General features: G+C 43.6%; 14 protein-coding genes. 6 read left to right on the top strand and 8 right to left on the bottom strand.

Features of this window, described 5'->3' with window-relative positions:
• Positions 1-24 precede the first annotated feature (24 nt).
• The 3 genes from ACFOSV_RS03050 (at position 25) to ACFOSV_RS03040 (ending at position 4,087) form a co-directional block, all read left to right on the top strand.
• Positions 25-1,941, top strand: coding sequence for a S9 family peptidase (locus tag ACFOSV_RS03050; protein ID WP_377903273.1), 1,917 nt, complete (start codon positions 25-27; stop codon positions 1,939-1,941).
• A gap of 298 nt (positions 1,942-2,239) precedes the next feature.
• Positions 2,240-3,196 carry a calcium/sodium antiporter gene (locus ACFOSV_RS03045; RefSeq protein ID WP_377903271.1) on the top strand — a complete coding sequence of 319 codons (957 nt, stop codon included), beginning with the start codon at positions 2,240-2,242 and terminating at the stop codon, positions 3,194-3,196.
• A 72-nt stretch (positions 3,197-3,268) separates the two neighbouring features.
• Positions 3,269-4,087, top strand: a complete 819-nt coding sequence (locus ACFOSV_RS03040; RefSeq protein WP_377903269.1) for a hypothetical protein — start codon at positions 3,269-3,271, stop codon at positions 4,085-4,087.
• Here the strand turns inward: ACFOSV_RS03040 and ACFOSV_RS03035 are convergent.
• The gene (locus ACFOSV_RS03035; RefSeq protein ID WP_377903267.1) at positions 4,084-4,662 is read right to left on the bottom strand and encodes a DsrE family protein; all 579 of its coding nucleotides are present in this window, start codon (positions 4,660-4,662) and stop codon (positions 4,084-4,086) included. The genes ACFOSV_RS03040 and ACFOSV_RS03035 overlap by 4 nt on opposite strands.
• A gap of 140 nt (positions 4,663-4,802) precedes the next feature.
• Between ACFOSV_RS03035 and ACFOSV_RS03030 the strand changes: the two genes are divergently transcribed.
• A complete protein-coding gene (locus tag ACFOSV_RS03030) occupies positions 4,803-6,983 on the top strand; it encodes a DUF5916 domain-containing protein (protein WP_377903265.1) in 2,181 nt (726 codons plus the stop codon).
• Between the two features lie 156 nt (positions 6,984-7,139).
• Positions 7,140-9,392, top strand: coding sequence for a S9 family peptidase (locus tag ACFOSV_RS03025; protein ID WP_377903263.1), 2,253 nt, complete (start codon positions 7,140-7,142; stop codon positions 9,390-9,392).
• Positions 9,393-9,461: 69 nt separating this feature from the next.
• Here ACFOSV_RS03025 and ACFOSV_RS03020 read toward each other — a convergent pair whose 3' ends face one another.
• The 5 genes from ACFOSV_RS03020 to ACFOSV_RS03000 all read right to left on the bottom strand — a co-directional run bounded on the left by ACFOSV_RS03020 (position 9,462) and on the right by ACFOSV_RS03000 (position 17,913).
• Complete coding sequence (locus ACFOSV_RS03020) at positions 9,462-12,578, bottom strand: VPS10 domain-containing protein (protein WP_377903261.1); 3,117 nt, start codon at positions 12,576-12,578, stop codon at positions 9,462-9,464.
• Between the two features lie 69 nt (positions 12,579-12,647).
• The gene (locus tag ACFOSV_RS03015; protein ID WP_377903259.1) at positions 12,648-13,220 is read right to left on the bottom strand and encodes a pyridoxamine 5'-phosphate oxidase family protein; all 573 of its coding nucleotides are present in this window, start codon (positions 13,218-13,220) and stop codon (positions 12,648-12,650) included.
• Positions 13,220-13,402: a CPXCG motif-containing cysteine-rich protein gene (locus tag ACFOSV_RS03010; RefSeq protein WP_377903257.1), complete on the bottom strand. Its 183-nt coding sequence runs from the start codon at positions 13,400-13,402 to the stop codon at positions 13,220-13,222. Before ACFOSV_RS03010 ends, ACFOSV_RS03015 begins: the two co-directional genes overlap by 1 nt.
• A gap of 161 nt (positions 13,403-13,563) precedes the next feature.
• A complete protein-coding gene (gene clpB / locus ACFOSV_RS03005; RefSeq protein WP_377903255.1) occupies positions 13,564-16,185 on the bottom strand; it encodes an ATP-dependent chaperone ClpB in 2,622 nt (873 codons plus the stop codon).
• 264 nt (positions 16,186-16,449) lie between these two features.
• Positions 16,450-17,913: a c-type cytochrome domain-containing protein gene (locus ACFOSV_RS03000; RefSeq protein WP_377903253.1), complete on the bottom strand. Its 1,464-nt coding sequence runs from the start codon at positions 17,911-17,913 to the stop codon at positions 16,450-16,452.
• Positions 17,914-18,009: 96 nt separating this feature from the next.
• On the opposite strand from ACFOSV_RS03000, the gene ACFOSV_RS02995 reads away from it, so the two are divergent.
• Positions 18,010-19,560 carry an FG-GAP repeat domain-containing protein gene (locus ACFOSV_RS02995; protein ID WP_377903251.1) on the top strand — a complete coding sequence of 517 codons (1,551 nt, stop codon included), beginning with the start codon at positions 18,010-18,012 and terminating at the stop codon, positions 19,558-19,560.
• 4 nt (positions 19,561-19,564) lie between these two features.
• Here ACFOSV_RS02995 and ACFOSV_RS02990 read toward each other — a convergent pair whose 3' ends face one another.
• Both ACFOSV_RS02990 and ACFOSV_RS02985 read right to left on the bottom strand, forming a co-directional pair.
• Positions 19,565-20,977, bottom strand: coding sequence for a DUF1501 domain-containing protein (locus ACFOSV_RS02990; RefSeq protein WP_377903249.1), 1,413 nt, complete (start codon positions 20,975-20,977; stop codon positions 19,565-19,567).
• A 2-nt stretch (positions 20,978-20,979) separates the two neighbouring features.
• A complete protein-coding gene (locus tag ACFOSV_RS02985; RefSeq protein WP_377903247.1) occupies positions 20,980-24,270 on the bottom strand; it encodes a DUF1553 domain-containing protein in 3,291 nt (1,096 codons plus the stop codon).
• Positions 24,271-24,363 lie beyond the last annotated feature (93 nt).

Below are 24,363 nucleotides of genomic sequence, written 5' to 3'. Positions count from 1 at the left end.
GTCGCCATGGCTGAATCAGCTGCAATGAAAAAAATCATGGCAGACACAACCATTAAATCCATTTCAGACCTTCAAAAGGCCATTGCCAAATTAGATTCAGGCAAAGTAAACGGAAAGAAGGAAAATGATGCCGATAAGCCAGACATGACCATTTGGCATTGGAATGATAGCAGACTCCAGTCTCGTCAGCAGGTGATGGAAAACCGTGATAAGAATTACAGTTTCTGGGCCATGTATGATGTAGCCTCTGGAAAGCATATTGCCTTACAGGACAGCAGCATGAAGGATCTAAGTATTCTTCCAAAGCATCGATATGCACTGGGTTCGGATGAGCAAGCTTACGAACTAGACATTAATTTGAACGGTCAGAACTACAGCGATTTTTACATCGTGGACCTGAAGACTGGGGAGAAAAAGACCCTCTTCACTAAGTTTTATCTCCCTTCATTCGGTTCGTTCCCAAGACCTTCGACTGACGGTACTAAGTTGATTTACGGAGAGGATGGTCATTTCTTTATTTATGACATTCCTACTGGCACCACCACCAACATCACGGAAAATATACCCGTGACTTTTGTGGATGTGGAGGATGATCACAATGTGATCAAACCGATGATTTCTCCTCTAGGCTGGAGCTCAGATAGCAAATATGCCTTGCTCCGCGATGACTGGGATATCTGGCAAGTGCCAATGGATGGTAAGTCAGAGGCCATCAATTTGACCCAAAATGGTAGAAGCGATCAGATTCGTTACCAATATCGTTTTGGATTAGATCCAGATGAAAAAGGAATCGATCTCAGCAAGCCAATCTATGTCAGAACCTACGGAGAGTGGGATAAGAAAAGCGGGATTGCACTTCTTAGTCCAGCGAAAAAAGGTGGGCTTCAGGCTGGAGCAAAGTCACTAATCTGGGAAGACGCCAACATAGGCAGTCTCACCAAGGCTGAGAATGCTGAAGTTTATTTCTTCAACAGAGAAACATTCAATACGCCCGACCAAATGTATGTGACGGATGCCTCACTTTCCTCGCCGAAGAAGATCACCGAAAACGCTCCAGATGTGGATAAGTATGCATGGTCCGCAGGAACTCGCTTGGTAGATTATATCACAGATAAAGGAGATAAGCTCCAAGGAGCACTTTTCTTACCGGCTAACTATGTGGAAGGCCAGAAGTACCCGACGGTGGTCTATTACTATGAAAAGCTTTCGCAAATTCGACACAACTGGGCCAACCCAGGCTACAGCGGCACGGGTTGGAACCCAAATATGTATACCTCAAATGGCTTTGCAGTCTTTATTCCAGATATCGTGTACAAACTGGATGATCCGGGGATGTCAGCTGTATGGGCCGTACTCCCTGCGGTAAAAGAAGCAATCAAAACAGGGGTCATTGACGAAAATAATATCGGAATCCATGGCCACTCTTGGGGTGGATATCAGACTTCCTTCCTGATCACGCAGACGGATATGTTTAAGGCTGCGGCGGCCGGAGCTCCTTTGACCAATATGATCTCCATGTATGATCTGATCTACTGGAATTCAGGGGGTGGAAACATGTCCATCTTTGAAGCTTCGCAGGGTAGATTTCGTGGCGCTCCATGGGAAAACTGGGAAGCGTATGAGCGAAATAGCCCAGTGTATCATGTAAAGAACGTGACCACTCCCCTACTGATGCTGCACAATGATAAAGATGGAGCCGTAGATTTCACTCAGGGCATTGAATACTACTCTGCTTTGAGAAGATTGAAAAAGCCAGTAGTGCTGATGCAATACAAAGGTGAAAATCACGGGCTCAGCAAACTCGAAAACCGGAAGGACTATAGCGTACGGATGATGGAATTCTTTAATCATCACCTCAAGGGCGAACCTGCTCCTGATTGGTTAGAAAAAGGAATCGATAAGCTGGATCTGGAGGAGCATTTGGAGAAGAGAGCCTTTTAGGAAGGCAGAAATCTGAAGGATGAAAAAATCCCGCGGTGAAAGCTGCGGGATTTTTTCTGCCCCTATCCAGATAAATCTAGCATCTCAGATATTATAGTTGTTTGACTAAATGGAAGTGCTGATAAATTCAGTAGACTAAGACCGAAAAGTTCTTTAGACCTTCTAATCTATTTCTTCGTGTCAATAAGGTCTAGAAAATGACAATCATTTGATTTTTAAATAAATAACCCCAAAAAATTCACATAAATCTGAAGAAAAAACAACTTAGATTTGAACTCTACTTCAACCTCACTTTACCATGTTGATATCCCTTATTTTGCTATTTCTAGGACTAGCTTTATTAGTCAAAGGTGCAGATTGGTTGGTAGATGGTGCTACGGTTTTGGCTAAAAAAAATCGAATTTCTGATCTGGCAATTGGCCTGACCATTGTCGCCTTTGGAACGTCCGCTCCTGAGCTGGTCGTGAATGTAGTCGCATCCTCAGGGAATTATCCCGATATCGTGTTTGGGAATGTCATCGGGTCCAATAATTTCAACCTCTTTGTGATTTTAGGTATTTCCGGTCTGATTATTCCACTTTCGGTCCAATCCAGTACGGTTTGGAAAGAAATCCCTTTTTCACTTTTTGCGGTCATCTTGCTTTTTTTCCTTACCAACAGCTATTTGATAGCGGGGGACAATCAACTGACTCGATTGGACGGATTCATCTTATTGGGGCTTTTTCTCGCCTTCCTTTATTATGTTTCCACACAGCTGAAGTCCGAAGAAACCGAGCAAGCGGTAGAAGTAAGTGATTATTCGAAATTAAAAATCTGGGGGTTGATCATAATCGGCCTAGCTGGACTGGTTCTTGGAGGAAAGCTTGTGGTGGATAATGCTGTTTCCATGGCACAAACTTTAGGAGTCAGCGAAAAGATCATAGGTCTTACCATCGTAGCTGCTGGAACATCCTTACCGGAACTTGCCACTTCTATCGTCGCTGCATATCGAAAGAATACCGATATCGCTATCGGCAATATCATTGGCTCCAACATCTTTAATATTTTTCTTATTCTCGGCGTAAGTAGTCAGGTGAGACCACTCGATTTCAACCCATCCTTCAATACCGATATATATTTGTTGATAGCAGGTACAACGTTTCTCTTTTTGGCCATGTTCACTGGTAAAAAGAAGAAGTTAGACCGTTGGGAAGCATTAATTCTACTGATCACCTACCTACTTTATACAGGCTATCTCATAGGCTTGGAAAGCTAAAGTGAAAATGATGGTTTTTCGAAATAAACGACCTGAAAAAAGACAAAAGTCGCTTATTATTGTTAACAAGCTATGACAGGTACCACTTCCAATACTCAAAAATACTCGCATAAAGCCTATGCATTGATCAATGCAATTGTGCTAGCCTTGGTCATTTGGTGGAATTATTATTCCAATACCGGAAACATAGGTGGAAAAACAGTGGGCGAGCTCAGTGCTGAATATGACAATTACTTTACTCCGGCAGGCTATGCTTTTGCAATTTGGGGATTGATCTATTTGGCCTTAACTGCGCAGGCAGTCTTTTTCATCGTTCGGGCATTTGATAGGACTAAAGAATCAACTTTCCTTTCGCAAATCGGACCCTACTTGATTATTGCTAATATTTTCAATGCGGGATGGCTCTGGTTTTGGCTTACTGAAAATACCGGACTCAGCGTAGTAACTATGCTTGGGATCCTGCTTTGCTTGGTGATCGTAATCCTTAGCCTCCGAATGAATATCAGCAAAGAAAGCAAAATTATTCAGCTTTTAGTCCGAACACCGATTTCCATCTACGCCGGATGGATTACTGTGGCGACGGTGGCAAATATTTCGGCTTATTTAGCCAAAATCGGATGGTCGGGAGGCCCTATAGATGAAATCACTTGGACGATCATCATGATGGCCGTTGCTGCCTTAGTCAATATTTCAATCGTCTTTTTACGAAACCTATATGCCTTCCCCTTGGTCGGGATGTGGGCCCTTTTTGCGATTTCTGTTCGGCATTCAGGCACTCAATCTGGCCTTCAAGGAACCGCTCTCATTTGTATGTCTGTCATTTTCTTGGCCTTGGCTTTCCAATTGATTCGGAAAAGCCTTCTAGCCAGAAAGCAAACCATCAATGGCTAGTCGTCACTCACGTTGAGATACGAAAAGCCCATTTGATCGAGCATCACGAAACTTGTCTTCGCAGAAATAGCGATTTTAACCTCAGGGGTAATATTATTTGCGGGGATATTCCAAAAAGACATACTCTGTCCACACATCAAAAACTTTACGCCCACTTTCTCCAGCTCCTGGATCGCGAGCATATTAGGATTGTCAATGCCATACTTTTCTTGATAGGCTTCATGTGTACCCGCAGCCAAGGACATTCCACCATGGATCACTGCCACAATCTCAATCTTGTCAGCCGGCACACCATTGGCAATGTGGAGATTATATGTTCGGGCAATTTCAGTGAATGTGGAATGAATTTTTGTGGAATCTTTCACTGAGCCGTAGACATCTATTGCGATCTTATAGTCCAAAGAAGGGTCATAAGGCATAGCCGCATTTTCTATTGGTATCACCCCGACCCATGGGGTAAAGTCCAATTGTGGATAAGTGATTGTTTCCGCGATATGCGGTGGCATTTGTTGGGAATTGGCCGAAAATGCGAAGAGGATCGAGGATGCAAAAAATGCTAAACAAAGCTTTTTCATAGGGTTTGGGATTAGTCAAGGGTGGAAGTTAACCAATAAATGCGGTACGGGGCCTATATCATGCTTATCGAAATAAAAATCCGACCTTTGAACCCAAAGCTCACCATTATTAAGTTGAAGTCTACTAGATTAGACATTGCATGAGATTTCGCATTTGTTTTACATTTCTCTTTCTACTGGCCTCACATTATTTGCTGGCTCAAAAAATCAATGATTCTTATCGGCTAAATATCAAAAGAGCCAGTTCAGAGATCATCATTGACGGTGTGCTAGACGAAAAGGCATGGATGGAAGCTGATGTGGCGACTGATTTTTTTATGATCACCCCCATGGACACCAGTTTCAGTCAGGTAAAGACTGAAGTACGAATGGCCTACGATGAGGAAAATTTATATGTCCTTGCAGTGAATCATCACGCCGTGGAGGGCGACTATATCGTGCAATCATTGAGACGAGATTTTAGCTTTGGGCAGAATGACAATTTCATTTTTTTCATGGACCCCTTTGATGATCAGACCAACGGATTCTCTTTTGGGGCAAACGCCGCCGGTGCACAATGGGACGGAATCATGTCCAATGGAAATCAAATGGATTTGAGCTGGGACAATAAATGGACCTCCAAAGTCACGAACTACGAAGACAAATGGATTTTTGAAGCGTCCATACCTTTCAAATCCATCCGGTATAAAAAGGGAATCGATGAGTGGGGGATAAATTTTTCCAGACTAGATTTGAAAACCACGGAAAAATCCGGTTGGGCACCGGTGCCACGACAGTTTCCTTCCTCGACTTTGGCTTACACGGGTATTTTAGCCTGGGACAATCCCCCTCCTAATGCTGGTACCAATGTGTCAATCATCCCTTATGTCTTGGGTGGAGCAACGACGGATTTTGAATCTGAAACAGGCACCCAATATAAAAGAGAAATAGGCTTGGATGCGAAAATAGGGCTCACCTCTTCCTTAAATCTTGACCTCACGGTAAATCCAGATTTCTCTCAAGTCGAGGTGGATAGGCAAGTCACCAATTTGGACCGTTTTGAGCTATTCTTCCCAGAAAGACGACAATTCTTTTTAGAGAACGGTGACCTCTTTGCCAATTTTGGATACGAAACCATCCGCCCCTTTTTCTCAAGAAGAATTGGTCTGAATGTACCGATTCAATTTGGCGCACGGGTAAGTGGAAAAATTAATAAGGACTGGCGGATCGGAGCCATGACCATGCAGACTGCAGATGTGGAAGAAGATGCTTTGCCTTCGCAAAATTTCACCGTCATGTCACTTCAACGACAAGTAGGTGCACGATCTAATATCGGGGCGATCTTTGTCAATAAGCAATCCTTGAGATACAACCCGGATGCTGTGGACGAAGGAATGCCTGTTTACTCCGAATTTAACCGTAATGCAGGCTTGGAATACAATCTGGCTTCAAGCAACAACCTTTGGACAGGCAAGGCAATGGTACTGCAAAGTTTTGCCCCTGACAACACTGGGAATGGCTTCGTTCATGCTGCCAATTTAAAGTATGCAAGTGGCAATTTAACTTGGGAATGGCGTCACGAATACGTTTCAGAAAGCTACACGGCTGAAGTTGGTTTTGTGCCAAGGAGGGGCTACTATAAGATTAACCCCAGTGGGAGTTATCTTTTCTTCCCAAAAAGTGAAAAAATATTGAGTCATGGCCCGACTGTAAGTAGCACTTTTTTCTGGAACACAGAAGGTGTGAAAACTGATAACGCGACCATTTTAGCTTACAATATCCGGTGGAGAAGTCAAAGTCGCTTCATGCTTTGGACAGCTTATGATTTCGTGAAGCTCCAGCGCCCATTTGACCCAACAAACCTGGGCGGGGAAACTTTACCGATAGGTTCAGAGCATGAATGGTTTGCTTGGGGCACAGAATACACCTCCAAACCGCAGAGTGTTTTTACGTATGCATTTAGCACAAGAATGGGTGGCTATTTTGCAGGAGGAAAGAGATACAATGTGACAGCAGATCTAGGGTATCGATTCCAACCCTATGTGGCCATAGCCATGGCTGCCAACTACAATCAAATCGAATTGCCAGAGCCGTGGAACACGACATCTTTTTGGCTAGTGGGACCTAGAATTGATGTGACCATGACAAACACGCTGTTCTTAACCACTTTTATCCAATACAACGAACAGATCGACAATATCAACCTAAACGCTCGTTTCCAGTGGAGATTTAAGCCTGCTTCAGATTTGTTTTTGGTCTATACAGACAATTATCTACCCGAACCTTTTGGCGTAAAGAATCGCTCGCTTGTGTTGAAGTTTACCTATTGGTGGAATGTTTAATCCTAATATTAAAAGGGAAAAGGGATTAGAAGATTAGAGAATGTGAGATGAAGAGCCCCGGCACCTTTAGGGCAGAGATTTGTTTGGCTGGGTAAGAATATTTAGAAAGCTCAGGGGATTGCTGTATTTTGAGCGAAGCTTTAACCACCTCCATATATGATCCCGAAAAAATACCTGTCCGTCCTTCTATTTTTGATCTTCGCTTTCTGTCAAACCTCATTTGCTCAGCAGAAAAATGATCCCAAATTCCTTACGCTGGAGCGGATTTTTGCCTCTTCAGAATTTAATCAAGAACGACAAGCACCTATACAGTGGATCGAAAATGGAGAGGCTTACATCACTGTAGCCTCCTCAACTGATGGAAATGAGCTGATTCGATGGGAAAGTGAAAGTGGAGAAAGCTCGATTTTCGTACCAAAAGAAGCCCTTCGGGCAAATGGTAACTTCACCGAAATCGAATCCTTTTCGCTGAGTGAAGATGAGAGCAAGGTCTTGATTTTCACAAACTCAAGTCGCGTTTGGCGATCCAATACCAAAGGGGACTATTGGGTATATGATCTCAGCACTAAAAAACTCAGTCAGCTCGGAAAGAGTTTCGAACCATCTTCCCTGATGTTTGCCAAATTTTCCACTGACAACACATTCGTAGCCTACGTCCATAAATTCAACTTGTTTAGAGAAAACTTTGCCACTGGAGAAATCAAACAACTCACAACAGACGGAACCGACAAAATCATCAATGGCACATTTGACTGGGCCTACGAGGAGGAATTTGGGAAGCGAGATGGGTTTTCTTGGAGTCCAGATGGAAAATTAATCGCTTACTGGCAGATTGACGCAAGAGAGATCGGGACTTTTTACATGATCAATAACATTGATTCGGTTTATTCCCAACCCATCCCTTTGCAATATCCAAAAGTAGGACAAACTCCCTCTGGCGCGAAAATCGGCCTCGTAAATCCTGAAACAAAGGAATTTGACTGGGTCCCTATCCCAGGATCTGAAACCGAAAATTACCTACCCGGAATGCAATGGGTGAATGAGGATTTAATGTTGATTCAGCAGATGAATCGCAAACAAAACCGACTTACCGTCTGGAGCTATCAGCCCTCCACAAAAGCACTCAAAGAAATCTATGTAGAAACAGAAGACACTTGGGTGGATCTGGGCTATCCTGATATTTCGGCCAATGGTTGGGAAAATAATGATCTGAAAATCGTGGACAATGGCTCTGCCTTCCTGCGGATGACTGAAAATGGAAAATGGAGACGAATCATCAAAGTGGATTTAGCATCAGGCGATATTCAAAATGTAACTTCAGATTCCTTCGATGTGGCTTCATTTGGCGGTCTGAGCCAGGATTCGGTCTATTTCATTGCTTCACCTTCAAATCCCACCCAGCGATATCTTTACTCCAAAAAACTAGATGGGGCTGGGGAAAATCTACGAATCACGCCAGATACCTTTTCCGGTGTAAACACCTATGACATCGCTCCAAATGGACACTTTGCAATCCATAGCCATCAGAGCACTAGTGAAGTTCGCACCGTGCGACTCGTGCGACTGCCTTCCCATGAGCCACTGAAGATTTTGGTTACAAATGGTGAATACCTGAAGAAAAGGAAGTCGCTAGCTCTGCCCGAGGTGAAGTTTACCGAGGTGAAGACTTCTGAGGGCGTTACGCTAGATGCTCGCATAGTCTATCCACTTGAATTTGACCCGAGCAAAAAATACCCAGTGCTATTTCATGTATATGGGGAGCCTTGGGGTGCCACAGCTGTGGATACAGAGATCGGATTGTTTGATGTGATGCTGGCGCAAAAGGGCTACTTTATCATCGATATGGATAATCGAGGTACGCCTACACTCAAAGGCTCTGCCTGGAGAAAAAGCATCTACCGAAACATAGGAAAAATCAATGCGCAAGACCAGGGCCTAGCGGCAAAAGAAATCCTAAAACTTCCCTATCTCGACGAAAGTCGGGTGGCTGTCTGGGGTTGGAGCGGTGGTGGTTCCATGACGCTCAATTTACTTTTCAAATTCCCTGAAGTCTATCAAACGGGAATGTCTGTGGCATCTGTTTCCAATCAACTGATCTATGACAATATTTACCAGGAGCGCTATATGGGCTTGCCACAGGAAAATATGGAGGATTTTGTGAATGGTTCTCCTATCACTTATGCCAAAAACTTGGAAGGGAATCTATTGCTCATCCATGGCACTGGAGACGACAATGTACACTACCAAAGTGCAGAGATGCTCATCAATGAACTAATCAAGCACAATAAACAATTTCAGATCATGCCCTATCCCAACCGCTCGCATGGAATCTATGAGGGAGAAGGTACCCGATTACACTTGTACACCTTGCTGACGAATTATTTGATGCGGAATACGCCATTGAATTAACTAACCGAGACGAAAAAAAAGCACTTAATCAACATCTGATTAAGTGCTTTTTAATTAAATGAAACCTCCCTATTTCTTCTTCGGAGCCAAGAAAGGAATCTTCTGGGCGATCATTGCTTCTTGCAAGGCCTCCACATCTGCGTTGACAGAATTGGCTTCTTCTATCAAGCGCTCATACTTAGCGAGCATATCGCTGGCATAAGCCCTTTGTCCTGAAGTGACCGGCGGCTCCTGATTAGCGATGGTGCCATAAATATGCGCCAGCTCCACATCCAGCTGATTTGGGAAATTGATCACATCTTGGAAGGTCTTCTGCTTGGTTTGGATCAGTTTACCTTCGATGTCATTGATTTTCTCGACCAACTCATCAGCCTGGGCATACCAATCTGCATAGTCCTCTTTGGAGACTCTGCTTTGCAGGTCCTTAACTTGAGCTCGAACAGATCTAAGATTTTCAGCCGTAGTTCGGGTATGAACCAAAGCCTCTCCAATCGGCTTGAGCGCAGCGAATTGTGCTTCATAATCCGCCTGAGTTGCAGTCCATCGTGGATCTGGGTTTACCTTCAGGGCTTTGGTCACTGACTCATCTCCGTAGGTAAATTCGGCCTGATAATCACCCGGTGGCACCATCGCAGGTCCAGCTTCCAGCCCGGAAAAGACTCCCTCCACCAATTCAAATTCTTGAACTGCCAGATCCCAATGAACCTGATTCATTCCAGCGTTCACCTTGATTTTATCCTTTTTGGCCTCAGGATCCGAACTAAAAGTGCGAATCACCTCACCTGCCTGGTCTTTAATTTCCACCTTCAGATGTGTAGAGTCCTTTACTTCCTTCAGATAGTATTTCATGGCAAAGCCTTCGTAGGGGTTTTGACCCATTTCAGGGGCTTCCGTACGGAAAGCTAAATCTCGAATAGCCTCTTCCGGTTCATAGACATAAAACTTAGTACTTTTGGCCTGCTCCATTTCATACAGCGGACCTAAATCATCCAATACCCAGAAAGCTCTTCCTTGAGTTGCCACGATCATGTCATTGTCCTGAATCATCAAGTCTGTGATCGGTACGATAGGCAGGTTATCTTGAAATTCTCTCCACTGCTGACCTCCATCAAAAGAAATATATAGCCCGGTCTCTGTTCCTGCATACAGCAAATCTTTTTGATTGGGATCCTCACGCACCACTCGCACATGGGCTTCAGGAGCGATGCCGTTCACTAGTCTAGTCCAGCTTTGGCCGTAATCAGTGGATTTAAAAATATGCGGAGTGAAATCATTGTACTTGTAGCTATTAAATGCCACATAGACCGTGGCTTGATCATGAGGAGAAACCTCAATCTGATTCACCATTCCTTCGGGAGTATTTGGGATCGTAATGTCGGTCCAGCTCTTTCCTCCATCTTTGGTCACATGAAGTAGACCATCGTCTGCTCCGGCATAAAGCACATCAGGTGTGAAGGGAGATTCAGCTAGATAATAAATCGTATGGAAAACTTCTCCTCCTGCTCCTTCATTAGTGATCGGCCCACCGCCAGCAATCAGGTGAGTCGTATCATTTTTGGTAAGATCAGGGGAAATCTCCTCCCAAGTCAACCCACGGTTGGTGGTTTTCAAAATCACATTTCCCGCGTGATAAATCACACTTCGATCATGAATGGATGAAATGATCGGTGCATTCCAATTGAATCGATACTTCACCTCGCGGGGATTGGAAGCCAAACCTAAATAAGGATAGGCCATCACATCTTTTTCCAGCTTGGTATCAGCATTCCACTCGGTAATAATCCCCTGATAGCAGCCGGAGTACACATAGATTGGATTTTCTGGATCAAAGGCAGAGTATGCAGATTCACATCCGCCTACAGGATAAAACTCATTCCAGCCAATCCCTGGTCCATTGGCACGTGAAGCAACAGAAACGGATGAATTATCCTGCTGTCCTCCATAAATTCGATAAGGGAACTGTCGATCAACATTCACTCGGTAAAACTGTGCCGTGGGCTGATTGTCCTGACGGGACCAATTCTGACCTCGATCTATACTCACATTCGCGCCACCATCGTTGGCATTGACCATGTATCGCGGTTGCTCCGGATTGATCCAAAGTTGATGATTATCCCCATGTCGAGTACGCATATTTTTGAAGGTTTTGCCTCCATCGGTAGATTCTACCAAGGGCGCATTCATGATATACACAGTCTCCGCTTCGGTAGGATGCGCCTGAATATGCATGTAATACCAAGATCTGGCGCGAAGCAATCGATCCGGATTGACCAATCTCCAGCTTTCGCCCGCATTATCCGATCGATATAGACCGCCATCTTCAGCTTCGATGATAGCCCATACAATATTGGAGTTGGCTCGGGAAACAGAAATTCCCATTTTGCCCAGCGTACCTTCAGGAAGGCCCTTTTCTAGCTTCGTCCAGGTGGCCCCCATGTCCGTAGATTTAAAGAGTCCAGAACCTGGACCACCGCTTTGCACCTGCCAAGGGAATCTACGATGATCCCAATAACTCGCGTAGATCACCCGTGGATTATTCATATCCATACTCAAATCAGCCACACCGGAATTTTCATCCACGTAGTGCACTTTTCCCCACGTGGCGCCTCCATCTATGGACCGGTAGATCCCACGATCCTCGGTAGCACCATAGGGACTACCTTGAGCACCAACGATCAATACGTCAGGATTTGCCGGATGAACAACAATCTTAGAAATCTGTCTAGTCTTTTCTAGCCCGATATGCGTCCAGGTTTTCCCAGCATCAGTAGACTTATAGACTCCATCGCCATGGGAAGTCATCACACCACGCACGGGAGCCTCTCCCATGCCCACATAGATGACATTGGGATCTGATTCGGCCACGGCTATCGCGCCGACGGAAGCTGTATTGAAAAAACCGTCAGAGATATTGGTCCAGCTCTCTCCGGCATCACTGGTTTTCCAGACTCCGCCTGTAGCTCCCATGTAGTATGTCATAGGGTCCTGCACCACACCGGCGACTGCCGTGGCTCTTCCTCCACGAAATGGGCCCACGAGTCGGAATTGTAGCCCGCTGTAAAGCGCGGTATCGATTTGGGAAGCGTCTGTGGTATTGGCAGTTTTTTTATTTTTCTGCGAAAGGGCAGGCAAGGTAAAAAGGCAAAGCATAAGCAAAGCCATACTACCTTTGAAAAGTAATTTCATAGAAATTGATTGATGGTTGAGACGGAATTTAGGGAAATCCTGTGACAAAAACATCAAGGCTTTCTGATTCTACGGCACCAGCCACTCGCCTACCCAATTGGTATCAGCTTTAGAAAAATTGATGCGCAAATGATTCAGTCCATCCAATTGCAAGGCTTCTAAAGAAACTGGCTGAAAAAGTAGAATTGCGAAAAATCGCTCATCCATTTCCTCAGGCCATGTCCAGGCCTCTCGAGGGCCCCGGATCACTGATCCCGGTGCCAATTGAGAGTTATAGGCCTTTTGGGCATCGCCCTTTACCTTATTCCAAAATTTGCCTGCGACATCATCCAGATGATGAATATGACATTTGGCTTGAACCCGAACTTGCAACCGCTTTTTAGGATGATAAAAATGGAGACTGGCATTCGGATTATTCAAAAGAGATAGCACCTTTTCACTGCGTTGATCAGTGTAGACATAAAAGTTTAGACCCTCATCCACAGTACGAAGTACCACCGTACGAACCTCCGGATAATCCTGGCCAAAGGTCCCCAAATTCAGATACCGAAAAGGGTGCTTAGAGTCCAATGCTCCTCGGTTCAGTTCATGCCGAAGCATCTGCCAAATCTCCTCTGTGGTATTCTCTTGATTGAATAGCATTATTGTTCGATGGATTGAGCGTCAAAATAAACCAATTCGCCAGCTTCAAACTCCGGAGTCAGCTCGATGGGATTGCAACAAACCTCGCAATCTTCGATATAAGTTTGCTTCCGCACGGATGGGTCTAAGAGCATAGAGATTTCTTCGAAGCAATAGGGGCATTGGAAGAAGTGTTCGAGCATGACTAGTTTTTCTTTAGAAACTATGGAAAGGGCATTGGGTTTAATTATTCTTTACTTAAATAATTAAAGTTAATTCTGGCCGTCACAAAAAAAACCCTTGAGATCAATTAAGACCTCAAGGGTTTCAGACTATTACAGTGAAGCAATATTTCACCGATGTCTTATTTTTCTACCTCTACTTCAGCATCCACATTCTTAAAGTACACCTGATTCTCAGCATCCAAATCGACTAGAACAGCCGAATCGTTTTTGATATATCCCGAAAGAATCTGCTTCGAAAGCTCATTCAAGATCAGTCGCTGCATGGTTCGCTTCAGCGGTCTGGCTCCAAAATTTGGATCAAAACCAACCTCACCTAAGTAATCCAGAACTTCCTTGGTTGCCTCTATTTCAATATTCGCCTCTGAAAGTCTCTTCTGAATCTCTCTCCATTGGATATCCACGATTTTTCGAATGATCTGCTTATTCAGCGGCTCAAACATGATCGTTTCATCGATTCGGTTGAGAAACTCAGGTCTCACAGATTTCTTCAATAAATCGTAGACTTCGGTCTTCGTCTTCTCCAGAATCTCCTCCTTATTCCATTCCTCCATTTCAGCAAATCGCTCCTGAATCAGATGCGAACCGATATTGGTAGTTAGAATAATGATCGTATTCTTAAAGTTGGCGATTCGGCCTTTATTATCTGTCAATCTTCCATCATCCAAAACCTGGAGCAGGATATTGAATACATCCGGATGGGCCTTTTCGATTTCGTCTAGCAAAATCACCGAATACGGCTTTCTACGTACAGCTTCCGTCAATTGCCCGCCTTCATCATAGCCTACATATCCAGGAGGTGCTCCCACCAATCGGCTGACGGCATGTCTTTCCTGATACTCGGACATATCGATACGGACCATCGCATTTTCATCATTGAAGAGGTATTCTGCCAAAGCTTTGGCAAGCTCGGTCTTACCCACACCGGTAGTACCCATAAAGATAAAGCTACCAATGGGGCGTTTTGGATCTTGCAAACCTGCTCGACTTCTTCGTACTGCATCGGAAAGCGCAGTAATTGCCTCCTTTTGGCCAGCCACTCTTTTACCCAATTCGTCTTCAAGATGGAGAAGTTTTTCTCTCTCGGATTGAATCATTTTGTTCATCGGGATTCCAGTCCATTTGGATACTACCGCAGCAATATCCTCATGATCTACCTCCTCTTTGAGCAATGGAGATCCAGCCTGCATAGTTGCCAATTGAGATTTAAATGACTCCAACTTCTTCTCAGCTTCCACGATTTTGCCATAGCGAATCTCAGCAACCTTCCCGAAATCCCCTACTCGTTCTGCCTGTTCGGCTTCCAACTTAAACTTATCGATATTCTCTTTTTCTCGCTGAATACCCATAATTACGGCCTTCTCGCTCTCCCATTTGGCTTTTACTGAATCTCGCTTTTCAGAAAGTTCTGCCAATTCTTTGCTCAGCACCGTTTCTTTATCCTTGTTCTTTTCTCTTCGAATCGCTTCGCGCTCGATCTCGAGCTGCATGATTCTTCGATTGAGTTCGTCCAATTCCTGTGGTAATGAATCAATCTCCATTCGCAGTTTTGCTGCAGCCTCATCCATCAAGTCGATGGCCTTATCTGGCAAAAACCGATCAGAAATGTATCGCTGCGAAAGCTCCACAGCAGCAATCACTGCATCATCCTTGATTCGAACGCCATGATGCAGTTCGTATTTATCCTTGATTCCTCGTAGGATAGAAATAGCATCGGCAGCGTCTGGCTCATCAACGATTACAGATTGGAATCTTCGCTCTAGCGCCTTATCCTTTTCGATATATTTCTGATACTCTTTCAAAGTGGTGGCACCAATGGCATGCAACTCACCACGAGCCAAGGCTGGCTTAAGCAAGTTTGCAGCGTCCATCGCACCTTCTCCTCCACCAGCACCGATCAGCGTATGGATCTCATCGATAAAGAGAATTATCTCTCCGTCTGAATCCGTCACTTCTTTGATCACCGCTTTCAAGCGCTCCTCAAACTCTCCCTTATACTTTGCTCCTGCGACAAGCAAGCCCATATCAAGAGATATTAAGGTCTTAGATTTAAGGTTTTCAGGCACATCCCCAGAGACAATTCTCTGGGCTAATCCTTCTACAATTGCAGTCTTACCCACACCCGGCTCACCGATCAAAATCGGATTGTTTTTAGTACGCCTAGCAAGAATCTGAAGTACTCTTCGGATCTCTTCGTCTCGGCCTATGACAGGATCAATTTTACCCTTTTTGGCCATTTCATTCAGGTTTTTGGAGTATTTCTCCAAAGCCTGATATTTACTCTCTGCGTTAGGATCTGTCACTTTATTGCCTTTTCTAAGTTCTTTGATTGCTTCGATTAGCGATTTTTCGTTTAATCCTTGATCTTTCAATAACTGAGCCGTAGGGTCTGACCCAGCCAGAATACCCAAAATAAGGTGTTCAATAGCCACATATTCATCACCAAAAGTCTTTAAATAGTCCTTGGCTTTGGTTAAAACCTGATTGGCTGCATTGGATAGATAAGGCTGTTGCCCCCCACTAACCTTGGGGAGTTTAGCCAATTGTTCATCTAGCTTTTGGCTAATAAGTTGCTTACTTGTCCCCAATTTCTTGAACAAGAAATCGGTGACATTTTCGTCCTCAGATAGGATTCCCTTGAGCAGGTGAACGGGCTCGATATTGGGTTGCCCCTCCGCCGATGCCAACTCCAGAGCCTTTTGGATCGCCTCCTGAGATTTGATTGTGAATTGTTTAAAGTCCATATTATATCTTCTTTTCTATTTTTCTGAATTCCGTTGCTGAGCTCCAAATCGGGAGAAACCCTTTTAGAATTTACTCAGTATCATCCCTTCATCAAATTCATCTCCAAGTTGATTTTTCGGTCATTATGGCTGATTTATTATTAGAATTTCGCTTTTTTCGGAATTTTTGACAGAAAAATCCAAAGGAATCAAGCGCTCCTTGAGCCAAAGTAGACCCCGATCAGATAAAAAGTATGTGCTTGACTTTGGAATAGGTTACCCCTCTTACTCCTCTTCTTTATTTGAACCCATCACTCCACTATCAATTTTCAATTTGGGATTTGACTCATTGAATTTGGCCACCAAGTCTTTCGAAACTTTGGTATTCCATAGATAGGCTGTTCGAAGACTTTTAATTTGAGCAATAACTTCCAAGGTAGAATCCCCCACTGAAGTATTGTAGAGATTAATGGATTCTAAATGATCCAGATTAGCTAAAGCTTTGCTCACCTGATCCCCAATCTGATTATTATCCAGAACCAAGCGAGTCAAATTTGGGAAATCGCTTAGAACAGAAAGCCACGAATCCTCAATACCTGAATTGCCCAAATCGAGCCATGTTATTTGTTCACTAATCTCCAGCAAAGCATCAAGATTTTCTTTGGTTAGTTTTCCTGTAGCTACAACTTCCAGAAAGTTGTTCTCCTCTGAAAGAGTGGAAATTCTAAAGCCCTCAGACTTTAGCCCGGCCAGAGTTTCTTCTGGCACCTTTTCTACCTTTATTTTCTCATAGTGTGCTTTTCTTTTGGTCGAAAGGCCAAAGTCGGAAGCCAAAATTGATTGAATTTCTTCTGGAATTTCTTCATCAGTCACAGCTAGATCTCCCCCCATTCCATTTTTAATCCAGTAGTTCAACAAAGTGATTTCACCGTATGAAAGACCAGCCCCCTTTGGTGGCATATACTTTCGGCTCTTTGGGTCCATCGTCACTCGTTTGAACAACTCACTGGACTCGGGCGAACCTTCAGAAAGCGCGGGACCACTTTCTCCACCTTCAATCAATTCCTCGAGAGAAGTAACCATCAGCCCTCCTTTTTGCACCTCAGAATTATGACAGGAAGCACACTTTTGATTGATCACAGGACCCAAAATATGCTCAAAAAGCAAGGTAGAATCTGAGTCCTCAGGAAATGATAATGCGTTCTGTTCTTCACCGCTTGAGAACAGCTCTTGAATAGGCTCGGGAGCATAGGCAAACAAATAGTCTTCTCCATGGGTCAAATTTCCACCGAGATGTCCTGTAATGGAGATACAGACGATGATAGCACTGAAAAGAATTGCTAGGCTTGACTTCTTTTCGAGAATGCCTTTTTCCATTTCCCCAATCTGAAGCCTCGAAGCCAAGGAATGGACCTTTTTTTTCTTATTGAAAAAACCCAAAATCAATAGGAGTGCAGCTACAGAAAGCACTGCCACAACTATTCCCATAAGCCTATGCCAAAACAAACTATCTTCCGGATATCCTCCCTCTTCAGCTAGAAATAATCCCAAAACAACAGAAGCTATGGCACTCAAAACCCCAAGAAAAAGCGTCAAGGGAAGAGCTTTAAGCAAAAATTCAAATCTCTTGAAGTAGGAAATGAAAAATATCAAAACCGCCAAAAGTAAGAATCCAATAGGTAAATGGACAGTGAGAGAATGAAATCGGCCTAGAAAAAGTGTGGCATCAGATTGAAGCAGAACGTACATAAAAGTAAAATTGGCTTATTTAAAGATAACATTTGTAACTTACTTTCTTCCGATCCAGCGGGGTATTGTTTGAATTATGTTAGAACCATTTGACTTATGAATCAATTTTTTAAAAAACTTAATATTCTAGTTTATTCAATATCACTTTTGTTTGCATGCGCCCCTCCACAAACCGAAGAGTCCTCTCTCTCAGAGGAGAAATATCTCTGGGAAGATCAAAGTAGTGTCTATCTGCCTCAAACAGGAGAGTGGACCAATCGTGTGGAAGTGGCTGATCTCAATGAAGATGGATTGGTGGATTTGATTTTTGCAAACGGAGGCGACTATTCCGAGCCTGGAAAACTCGAATCAAGTCGGATTTTCATCAATCAAGGGTCAGAAACGCAATTTCTGGAGGTTACAGAGCAAGTCTTTGGGGAAGAGAAATTTTACGCCCGGGTGATCAAGGTTAGAGATCTGAATGCAGATGGTTACCCTGATATTTTCATTGGAGCTACTTTTCAAAATCAAAGTCAACTGTACCTTGGAACGGGCAATGGCGAATTCAGCAAAGTGACATCCTCCCATTTACCTCAAAAACTTGCCAGTGTTGGGGACGTAGAGTTTGGCGATGTGGACATAGATGGGGACCTGGATATAGTTTTGGCAGATTGGGGCCCTGGCTCTAATATGAACAACGACGGCGGGAAAACTATGCTTTGGATAAATGACGGGAATGGCATCTTTTCTGATCAGACGGATACTCAGATGCCCGATCTTTTGATTCAATTTTCTTGGGATTTAGAATTCATCGATTTTGACAATGACTTTTACTTGGATATCGCCATTTCTTGCAAGCGATGCGGAACGAGTCGGATTTATGTGAATGATGGCCTCGGAAATTTCGAAGAGAAAAGAATGCTTCCAGCCTACACGAATAACTACGAATTTGAAGCCATGGATGTGAATGGAGATGGTTTCCTAGACCTAGTCACGGTAAATGATGGTGAGATCGTCGATCAAAATTCTTGGTCCCGCCGTGAACATATTTTTCTGAACGATAGCGCAAAGAGATTTGTCGATGCAACTTCGGTCCTTTGGAAGGATGAAGCCAACACGGGAGAAGATGACAATAACGTGGCCTTTTTGGATTTCGATTCGGACGGAGATGCAGATTTCATTCTGAGCTCCCTTACAGGGGAAGATCGCCTCTTAATCAATGATGGAAAAGGAAAATTTACACTTCGAGAGTCCATTCTCTCAGGAGAACCCACACCACATACCTTATCCTTAGTATTTGCTGATATCAATGGAGATCACAAAATGGACATTATAATGGGCCAAGGTGAGGGGGAAGAGTTAATTGAGGAACGGATTTTTGTCGGAAAAAATATTCCAATCGATAGCGCCAAGCCTATCATTTCTCATTTTGATATTGAAATTGGTGAAAGCACAATCATCAAAGCTCGAATCCATGACAATAAAAGTCCGAGCATGCCACAAGATTGGAAATCGGTTTTGGTAAAAGTAAATGATAAAGATTTTCCGATGAATTGGTACGGAGAATACCTCTGGTCGTCCGTAATAGAGCAAATATTGCCAAGTGACACTATAAGCATCTGCGCAACAGATGCAGCTGGCAATGAAACTTGCTTAAAAATTCAATAGAAATTTAACTCAGAATGTCCTTTACCACATGGCCTTCTACATCGGTTAGGCGGAATCTTCTGCCTTGGAATTTATAGGTCAAACGCTCATGATCCAGCCCCATCAAATGAAGTAATGTAGCATTAAGATCATGTACATAAACTGGATTCTCCACCACATGATATCCAAAATCATCAGTCCGACCGTAGGTCATTCCTTTTTTGACTCCAGCTCCTGCCAAAAGCATGGTATAGGCATCTGGGTGATGATCACGACCAAAATTATCCTTGGTCAACTGACCTTGGGAAAAGCAGGTTCGGCCAAACTCTCCACCCCAAACCACCAAAGTATCTTCTAGAAGACCCCTTTGCTTCAGATCCATGATCAAAGCCGCACTAGCCTGATCTGTTTCTTTGGCTCGGTCACCAATATTTCGCGGCAAATCACTATGATGGTCCCAGCCCCCATGGTAAACTTGGATGAATTTTACACCACGCTCAGCTAGTCTTCGTGCCAAGAGACAATTGCTTGCAAAGGTTCCAGGCTTCTTACTGTCTTCACCATATTGCTTGTAGATGTAATCCGGCTCGCCTTTGGTGTCCACCACTTCAGGCACAGAAGTTTGCATTCTGAAGGCCATTTCATATTGAGCCATTTTCGCCTTGATGGTCGGGTCTTCCCAAAAATCAAAAGCTCCTTCTTGCATTTTTTTCAAATAATCAAGCTGCTCTCTTCGCGCTGATTCACTTACTCCTGGAGGATTGGTTAGAAACAAAACTGGATCCTTTCCCCCACGAAAACGAACTCCTTGATGCTCCGCTGGCAAAAATGCGCTCGAATAAAGTCCCGCAAAACCTCCTTCTAGCCCCTCAGTTTTCAAAACGATAAAGGCTGGTAGGTTTTCATTATCAGAACCTAACCCATAACTAATCCAAGACCCAAAAGACGGCCTTCCTGGCAACTCTGAGCCAGTATTGGTAAACATCTGTGCAGGTTCGTGCTGAACAGAAGCTGTGTGCATAGACTGGATTTTGCAGAGTTCATCTGTGATTTTAGACATATGAGGCATCAAATCACTCATCCACATGCCACTGCCTCCATGTTGTTTAAAATTATAGGGCGAACCTACCATTGGAAGAGAATTTTGAGCAGAGACTGTACCTGTGACTCGATCGCCCAAAACACTAGAAGGAAGGTCTTGGCCATTTCTTTTGATCAACTGTGGCTTATAATCAAACAAATCCAATTGAGATGGCGCGCCTGCCATGTAGAGATAAATAATTCTTTTCGCCTTCGGCACAAAATGAGTCCCATTTCCAGCAGCAAAAAGTGAACTTGGATTGAGTAAGGAGGCTAACGAAACAGCTCCTATTCCAAGTGATGTTTTGGTTAAAAATTCTCTTCGAGTCAGGGGAGTATGAATATGATTATGTCCCATAATTACCTTTTCATGTAGGTTTCATCAAAATTAAAAATTGAATTAGCCACCATAGCCATGGCGGCTGTTTGGGTTTTGTCCAGATTTACATCACGAGGCAACTCCCCCACTTTCAGTAAAGAATCAGCAGCACTTGGATTGGCTTTGAAATATTCAAAAGAGCTTTCATAGTGTTCCTTCAAGGTTGCAAGCAATTGCTCACTTGGTGTCACACCTGTAGACAATCTAAAACTAAGGACAAGCTGCTCTTCAAGGGTTTCTTTTTCCTTGATCACTCGCTCGGACATCAGTCGTGAAGCTTCCACAAACTGAGGATCATTCAGCAGATTTAGTGCTTGCAATGGCGTATTGGTATTCACCCTTTGCGTAATGCATATCTCACGATTTCCCGCATCAAATGTGATCATAAAAGGTGAGGGGGAAAACCTTCTCGCAAATGTGTATAGGCTTCTTCTGTGAAGATTTGAACCAGTGTCTTGACGGTATTTGTGGAGCTTAAAGGAGAAATCCCCCAACTCTTTCCAAAGGCCTTTGGGCTGATATGGTTTTACACTTGGCCCACCGATTTTTTTGTCCAAAACCCCGCTTGATGCTAAGGCATTGTCTCGAATAAACTCAGCAGGTAGTCGATAGCTACTTCCGCGAGCATAGTATTTATTATCGGGATCTCTATCGTACTTATCTTGACCAGCAAATGAAGACTGTTGATAGGTTGCCGACATCACCATAAGCTTAAGCATATGCTTCAAATCCCAGCCTGAATCCATAAACTCAGCAGCCAGCCAATTCAATAATTCGGGATGTGTAGGTAAATCGCCTTGAATACCGAAATCACCAGAACTCTTGACAATACCTACTCCAAAAATCATCTGCCAATAGCGATTAATGATAACCCTTGAGGTAAGTGGATTTTCTGGATGAGTAAGCCATTTGGCTAGTCCCAGTCTATTTTTAGGAAAGTCCTCAGGGAATGGAAGTACATTCTCAGGAGTGCTGGGCTCCACCTCCTCAGCATGTGCATTGTAGATTCCTCGATCCAAAAGGTATGTCGGCCTTGGCTCAGCCATGTCCTCCATCACCATTACTTCTCGCACAGAAGTCATCAAAGCGGTCTTGGCTTTACGCAGATTTCGCAGTTCATTTCGTAATGCCAGAGCTTTTTTATCATTCTCAGTAAAATACTTTTCAATCGCAGAATTGGAGGTGGATTTAGCATCTATCCCGCCCAAGATTGCCATTTCATCAGGATTTAAGTCGCGATCAAACAATTTCACTTCATCCATAACGCCGCGATAGAGTCCAGGATCAGAGGTGAAAAGTCGGTAGCTTTTTCCTAGACGAATAGGCAGGGTGTCCAGCTTTGCCGTGTACTCATGAATTGGCAAAATACTTCGTGTCAATTCATCTTTGAGGGTTTCGGTCTCCTGCTTTAGCCCATTCACGTAAAGAGAAACTCCTTCTGCCTTTCCACTACCATCATAAGTAAAGCCAACTTGAGACCATTTCTCGAACGCAACCGCTTGGGTGCTGGTAACCTGTAGATAATCATCAGGAAGTCTATGAATCAGGCGTACCGAAAGATGATTAGCCGAATCCAGAATCATTTCCCAACCTCGAAAGAAGCCCAGAAAATTTGTGCTATTACCAATAATATTCTTGATATGTCGAGTTTCCTCTTTCTTAGGATTCACCCAAAGGCTAGTACTGAACCTGTCATATTGGTCAAAAAATCCAATTTTATTCAAGCTCACATAGTCGTAGTCGTCATCAAAAACGACTCCCTTACCGACCTTCGCCTCAGACAACTCAACCCCTGGAGTGGCTTCGGAAATCTTATTTTTATCTAAGATTAGGTATTCCTCATATTCTACCTTTTTTTTCTTTTTTTCAACAGCTTTTAATGAATCTACTTTAGCTTTTTCTTTTGGCGAAAGCAATTTGTACTCCGCAGCCATTTCTTCAGCAAATGGATTTTCTCGTTTGTCCTCTCGTTTAGCCTTTTCAAAACTCTCAAAAGAAAATGAGCCTGCCTCATTTTTGATTTTGCCATTTTCCAGCCCCCCGAGATAGCTTTTTATTTTATCCGCCTTGAGCTGATTCAATTCTTTTTCTTTAGCCATAATCTCAGATTCCAAAGAGTCAAGACCTCTTTGTTGGGCCTCATCAAAAAGTAAAACCGTAGGTGCCCTGTTCAAATCAGTTGGGCCTAAACCATATTCATCGATACTGTTGAAGAAAGCTGATAATTGAAAGAAATTTTTCTGACTTATAGGGTCAAACTTATGATCGTGGCATCGTGCGCAGCCCACAGTAAGTCCAAGAAAAGCCGAGCCAGTTGTGGCTGTTCGCTCCGCTACATATTCCACACGATATTCTTCATCGATAGACCCTGCTGAGGCCTCCATAGGATTCAGCCTATAAAATGCTGTTGCAAGCTTATCCTGAATACTCGCATTAGGCAATAAATCCCCGGCAACTTGTTTCGTGATAAAATCACTGTAGGGAATATTCTGCCTGAACGCTTCAATCACCCAATCACGATAAGGCCACATCTCACGGTATCCATCAAAGGACACCCCATGCGTATCAGCATATCGAGCTACATCGAGCCATTCCATAGTTAATCGTTCGGCGTTTTCTTTAGAGGCCAAAAGTCGATCTACTACTTTTTCATAGGCATCGGGCGACTTATCATCAAGGAATGCGTCCATTTCCTCCAGGGTCGGAGGCAGGCCTGTCAAGTCCATCGTAACTCTTCTCAATAACCTTTCTTTATCTGCCGCTGGATTTTGTGAAAGTCCTTGTCTCAGTAGCTCAGTTTGGATGAAATGATCCACAGCATTACTTCGACGCCAGTCATTTTTAACTTCTGGAACTTCTGGTTTTTCTACTGTCAAAAACGACCAATGCTCTTTCCACTCAGCCCCTTGCTCCACCCATTTGGCAATAGTGGCTATTTCTGTAGGAGTAAGATAAAGATTGGATTCAGGAGGAGGCATGATCGCCTCCGGATCCAGACTCACCATTCGGTGATAGACTTCACTTTTCCCAAGATTTCCTTTGGAAAAAGCTCTATTACCAGAAGCCAATTTCATGAATGCTTCTTCCTCGATATCGAGTCGTAAACCTGCTTTCCGTGATCCCTCATCGGGACCATGACAGGCATAACATCGATCCGCCAAAATTGGCTTTACATGGAAGTTGTAATCAATCTGATCAGGTAAGTCTACATAAGCAACCTCCACCTCTTCTGGCAATGAAGGCTGACAAGACATGAAAACAAAAGCTAACATGACTAAGACCGTCCAATTGCATATCTCGGCAATCGAAAAAGAAAATCTATTTGGGTTCATCATAAAAAAATTAATACTAAAAATAAGGATTAA

It is taken from the genome of Algoriphagus namhaensis (assembly GCF_042649705.1).
Taxonomy (GTDB): Bacteria; Bacteroidota; Bacteroidia; order Cytophagales; family Cyclobacteriaceae; genus Algoriphagus; species Algoriphagus namhaensis.
The sequence above is the reverse complement of the archived record's forward strand: the minus strand, read 5'-3'. Positions and strand labels throughout refer to the sequence as shown.

What these genes read in the sequence shown, in the direction of transcription:
- ACFOSV_RS03050 (WP_377903273.1), top strand. Translation starts at nt 25, where the DNA reads ATGAAAAAAATCATGGCAGACACAACCATTAAATCCATTTCAGACCTT.
- ACFOSV_RS03045 (WP_377903271.1), top strand. Translation starts at nt 2,240, where the DNA reads ATGTTGATATCCCTTATTTTGCTATTTCTAGGACTAGCTTTATTAGTC.
- ACFOSV_RS03040 (WP_377903269.1), top strand. Translation starts at nt 3,269, where the DNA reads ATGACAGGTACCACTTCCAATACTCAAAAATACTCGCATAAAGCCTAT.
- ACFOSV_RS03035 (WP_377903267.1), bottom strand. Translation starts at nt 4,662, where the DNA reads ATGAAAAAGCTTTGTTTAGCATTTTTTGCATCCTCGATCCTCTTCGCA.
- ACFOSV_RS03030 (WP_377903265.1), top strand. Translation starts at nt 4,803, where the DNA reads ATGAGATTTCGCATTTGTTTTACATTTCTCTTTCTACTGGCCTCACAT.
- ACFOSV_RS03025 (WP_377903263.1), top strand. Translation starts at nt 7,140, where the DNA reads ATGATCCCGAAAAAATACCTGTCCGTCCTTCTATTTTTGATCTTCGCT.
- ACFOSV_RS03020 (WP_377903261.1), bottom strand. Translation starts at nt 12,578, where the DNA reads ATGAAATTACTTTTCAAAGGTAGTATGGCTTTGCTTATGCTTTGCCTT.
- ACFOSV_RS03015 (WP_377903259.1), bottom strand. Translation starts at nt 13,220, where the DNA reads ATGCTATTCAATCAAGAGAATACCACAGAGGAGATTTGGCAGATGCTT.
- ACFOSV_RS03010 (WP_377903257.1), bottom strand. Translation starts at nt 13,402, where the DNA reads ATGCTCGAACACTTCTTCCAATGCCCCTATTGCTTCGAAGAAATCTCT.
- clpB (WP_377903255.1), bottom strand. Translation starts at nt 16,185, where the DNA reads ATGGACTTTAAACAATTCACAATCAAATCTCAGGAGGCGATCCAAAAG.
- ACFOSV_RS03000 (WP_377903253.1), bottom strand. Translation starts at nt 17,913, where the DNA reads ATGTACGTTCTGCTTCAATCTGATGCCACACTTTTTCTAGGCCGATTT.
- ACFOSV_RS02995 (WP_377903251.1), top strand. Translation starts at nt 18,010, where the DNA reads ATGAATCAATTTTTTAAAAAACTTAATATTCTAGTTTATTCAATATCA.
- ACFOSV_RS02990 (WP_377903249.1), bottom strand. Translation starts at nt 20,977, where the DNA reads ATGGGACATAATCATATTCATACTCCCCTGACTCGAAGAGAATTTTTA.
- ACFOSV_RS02985 (WP_377903247.1), bottom strand. Translation starts at nt 24,270, where the DNA reads ATGTTAGCTTTTGTTTTCATGTCTTGTCAGCCTTCATTGCCAGAAGAG.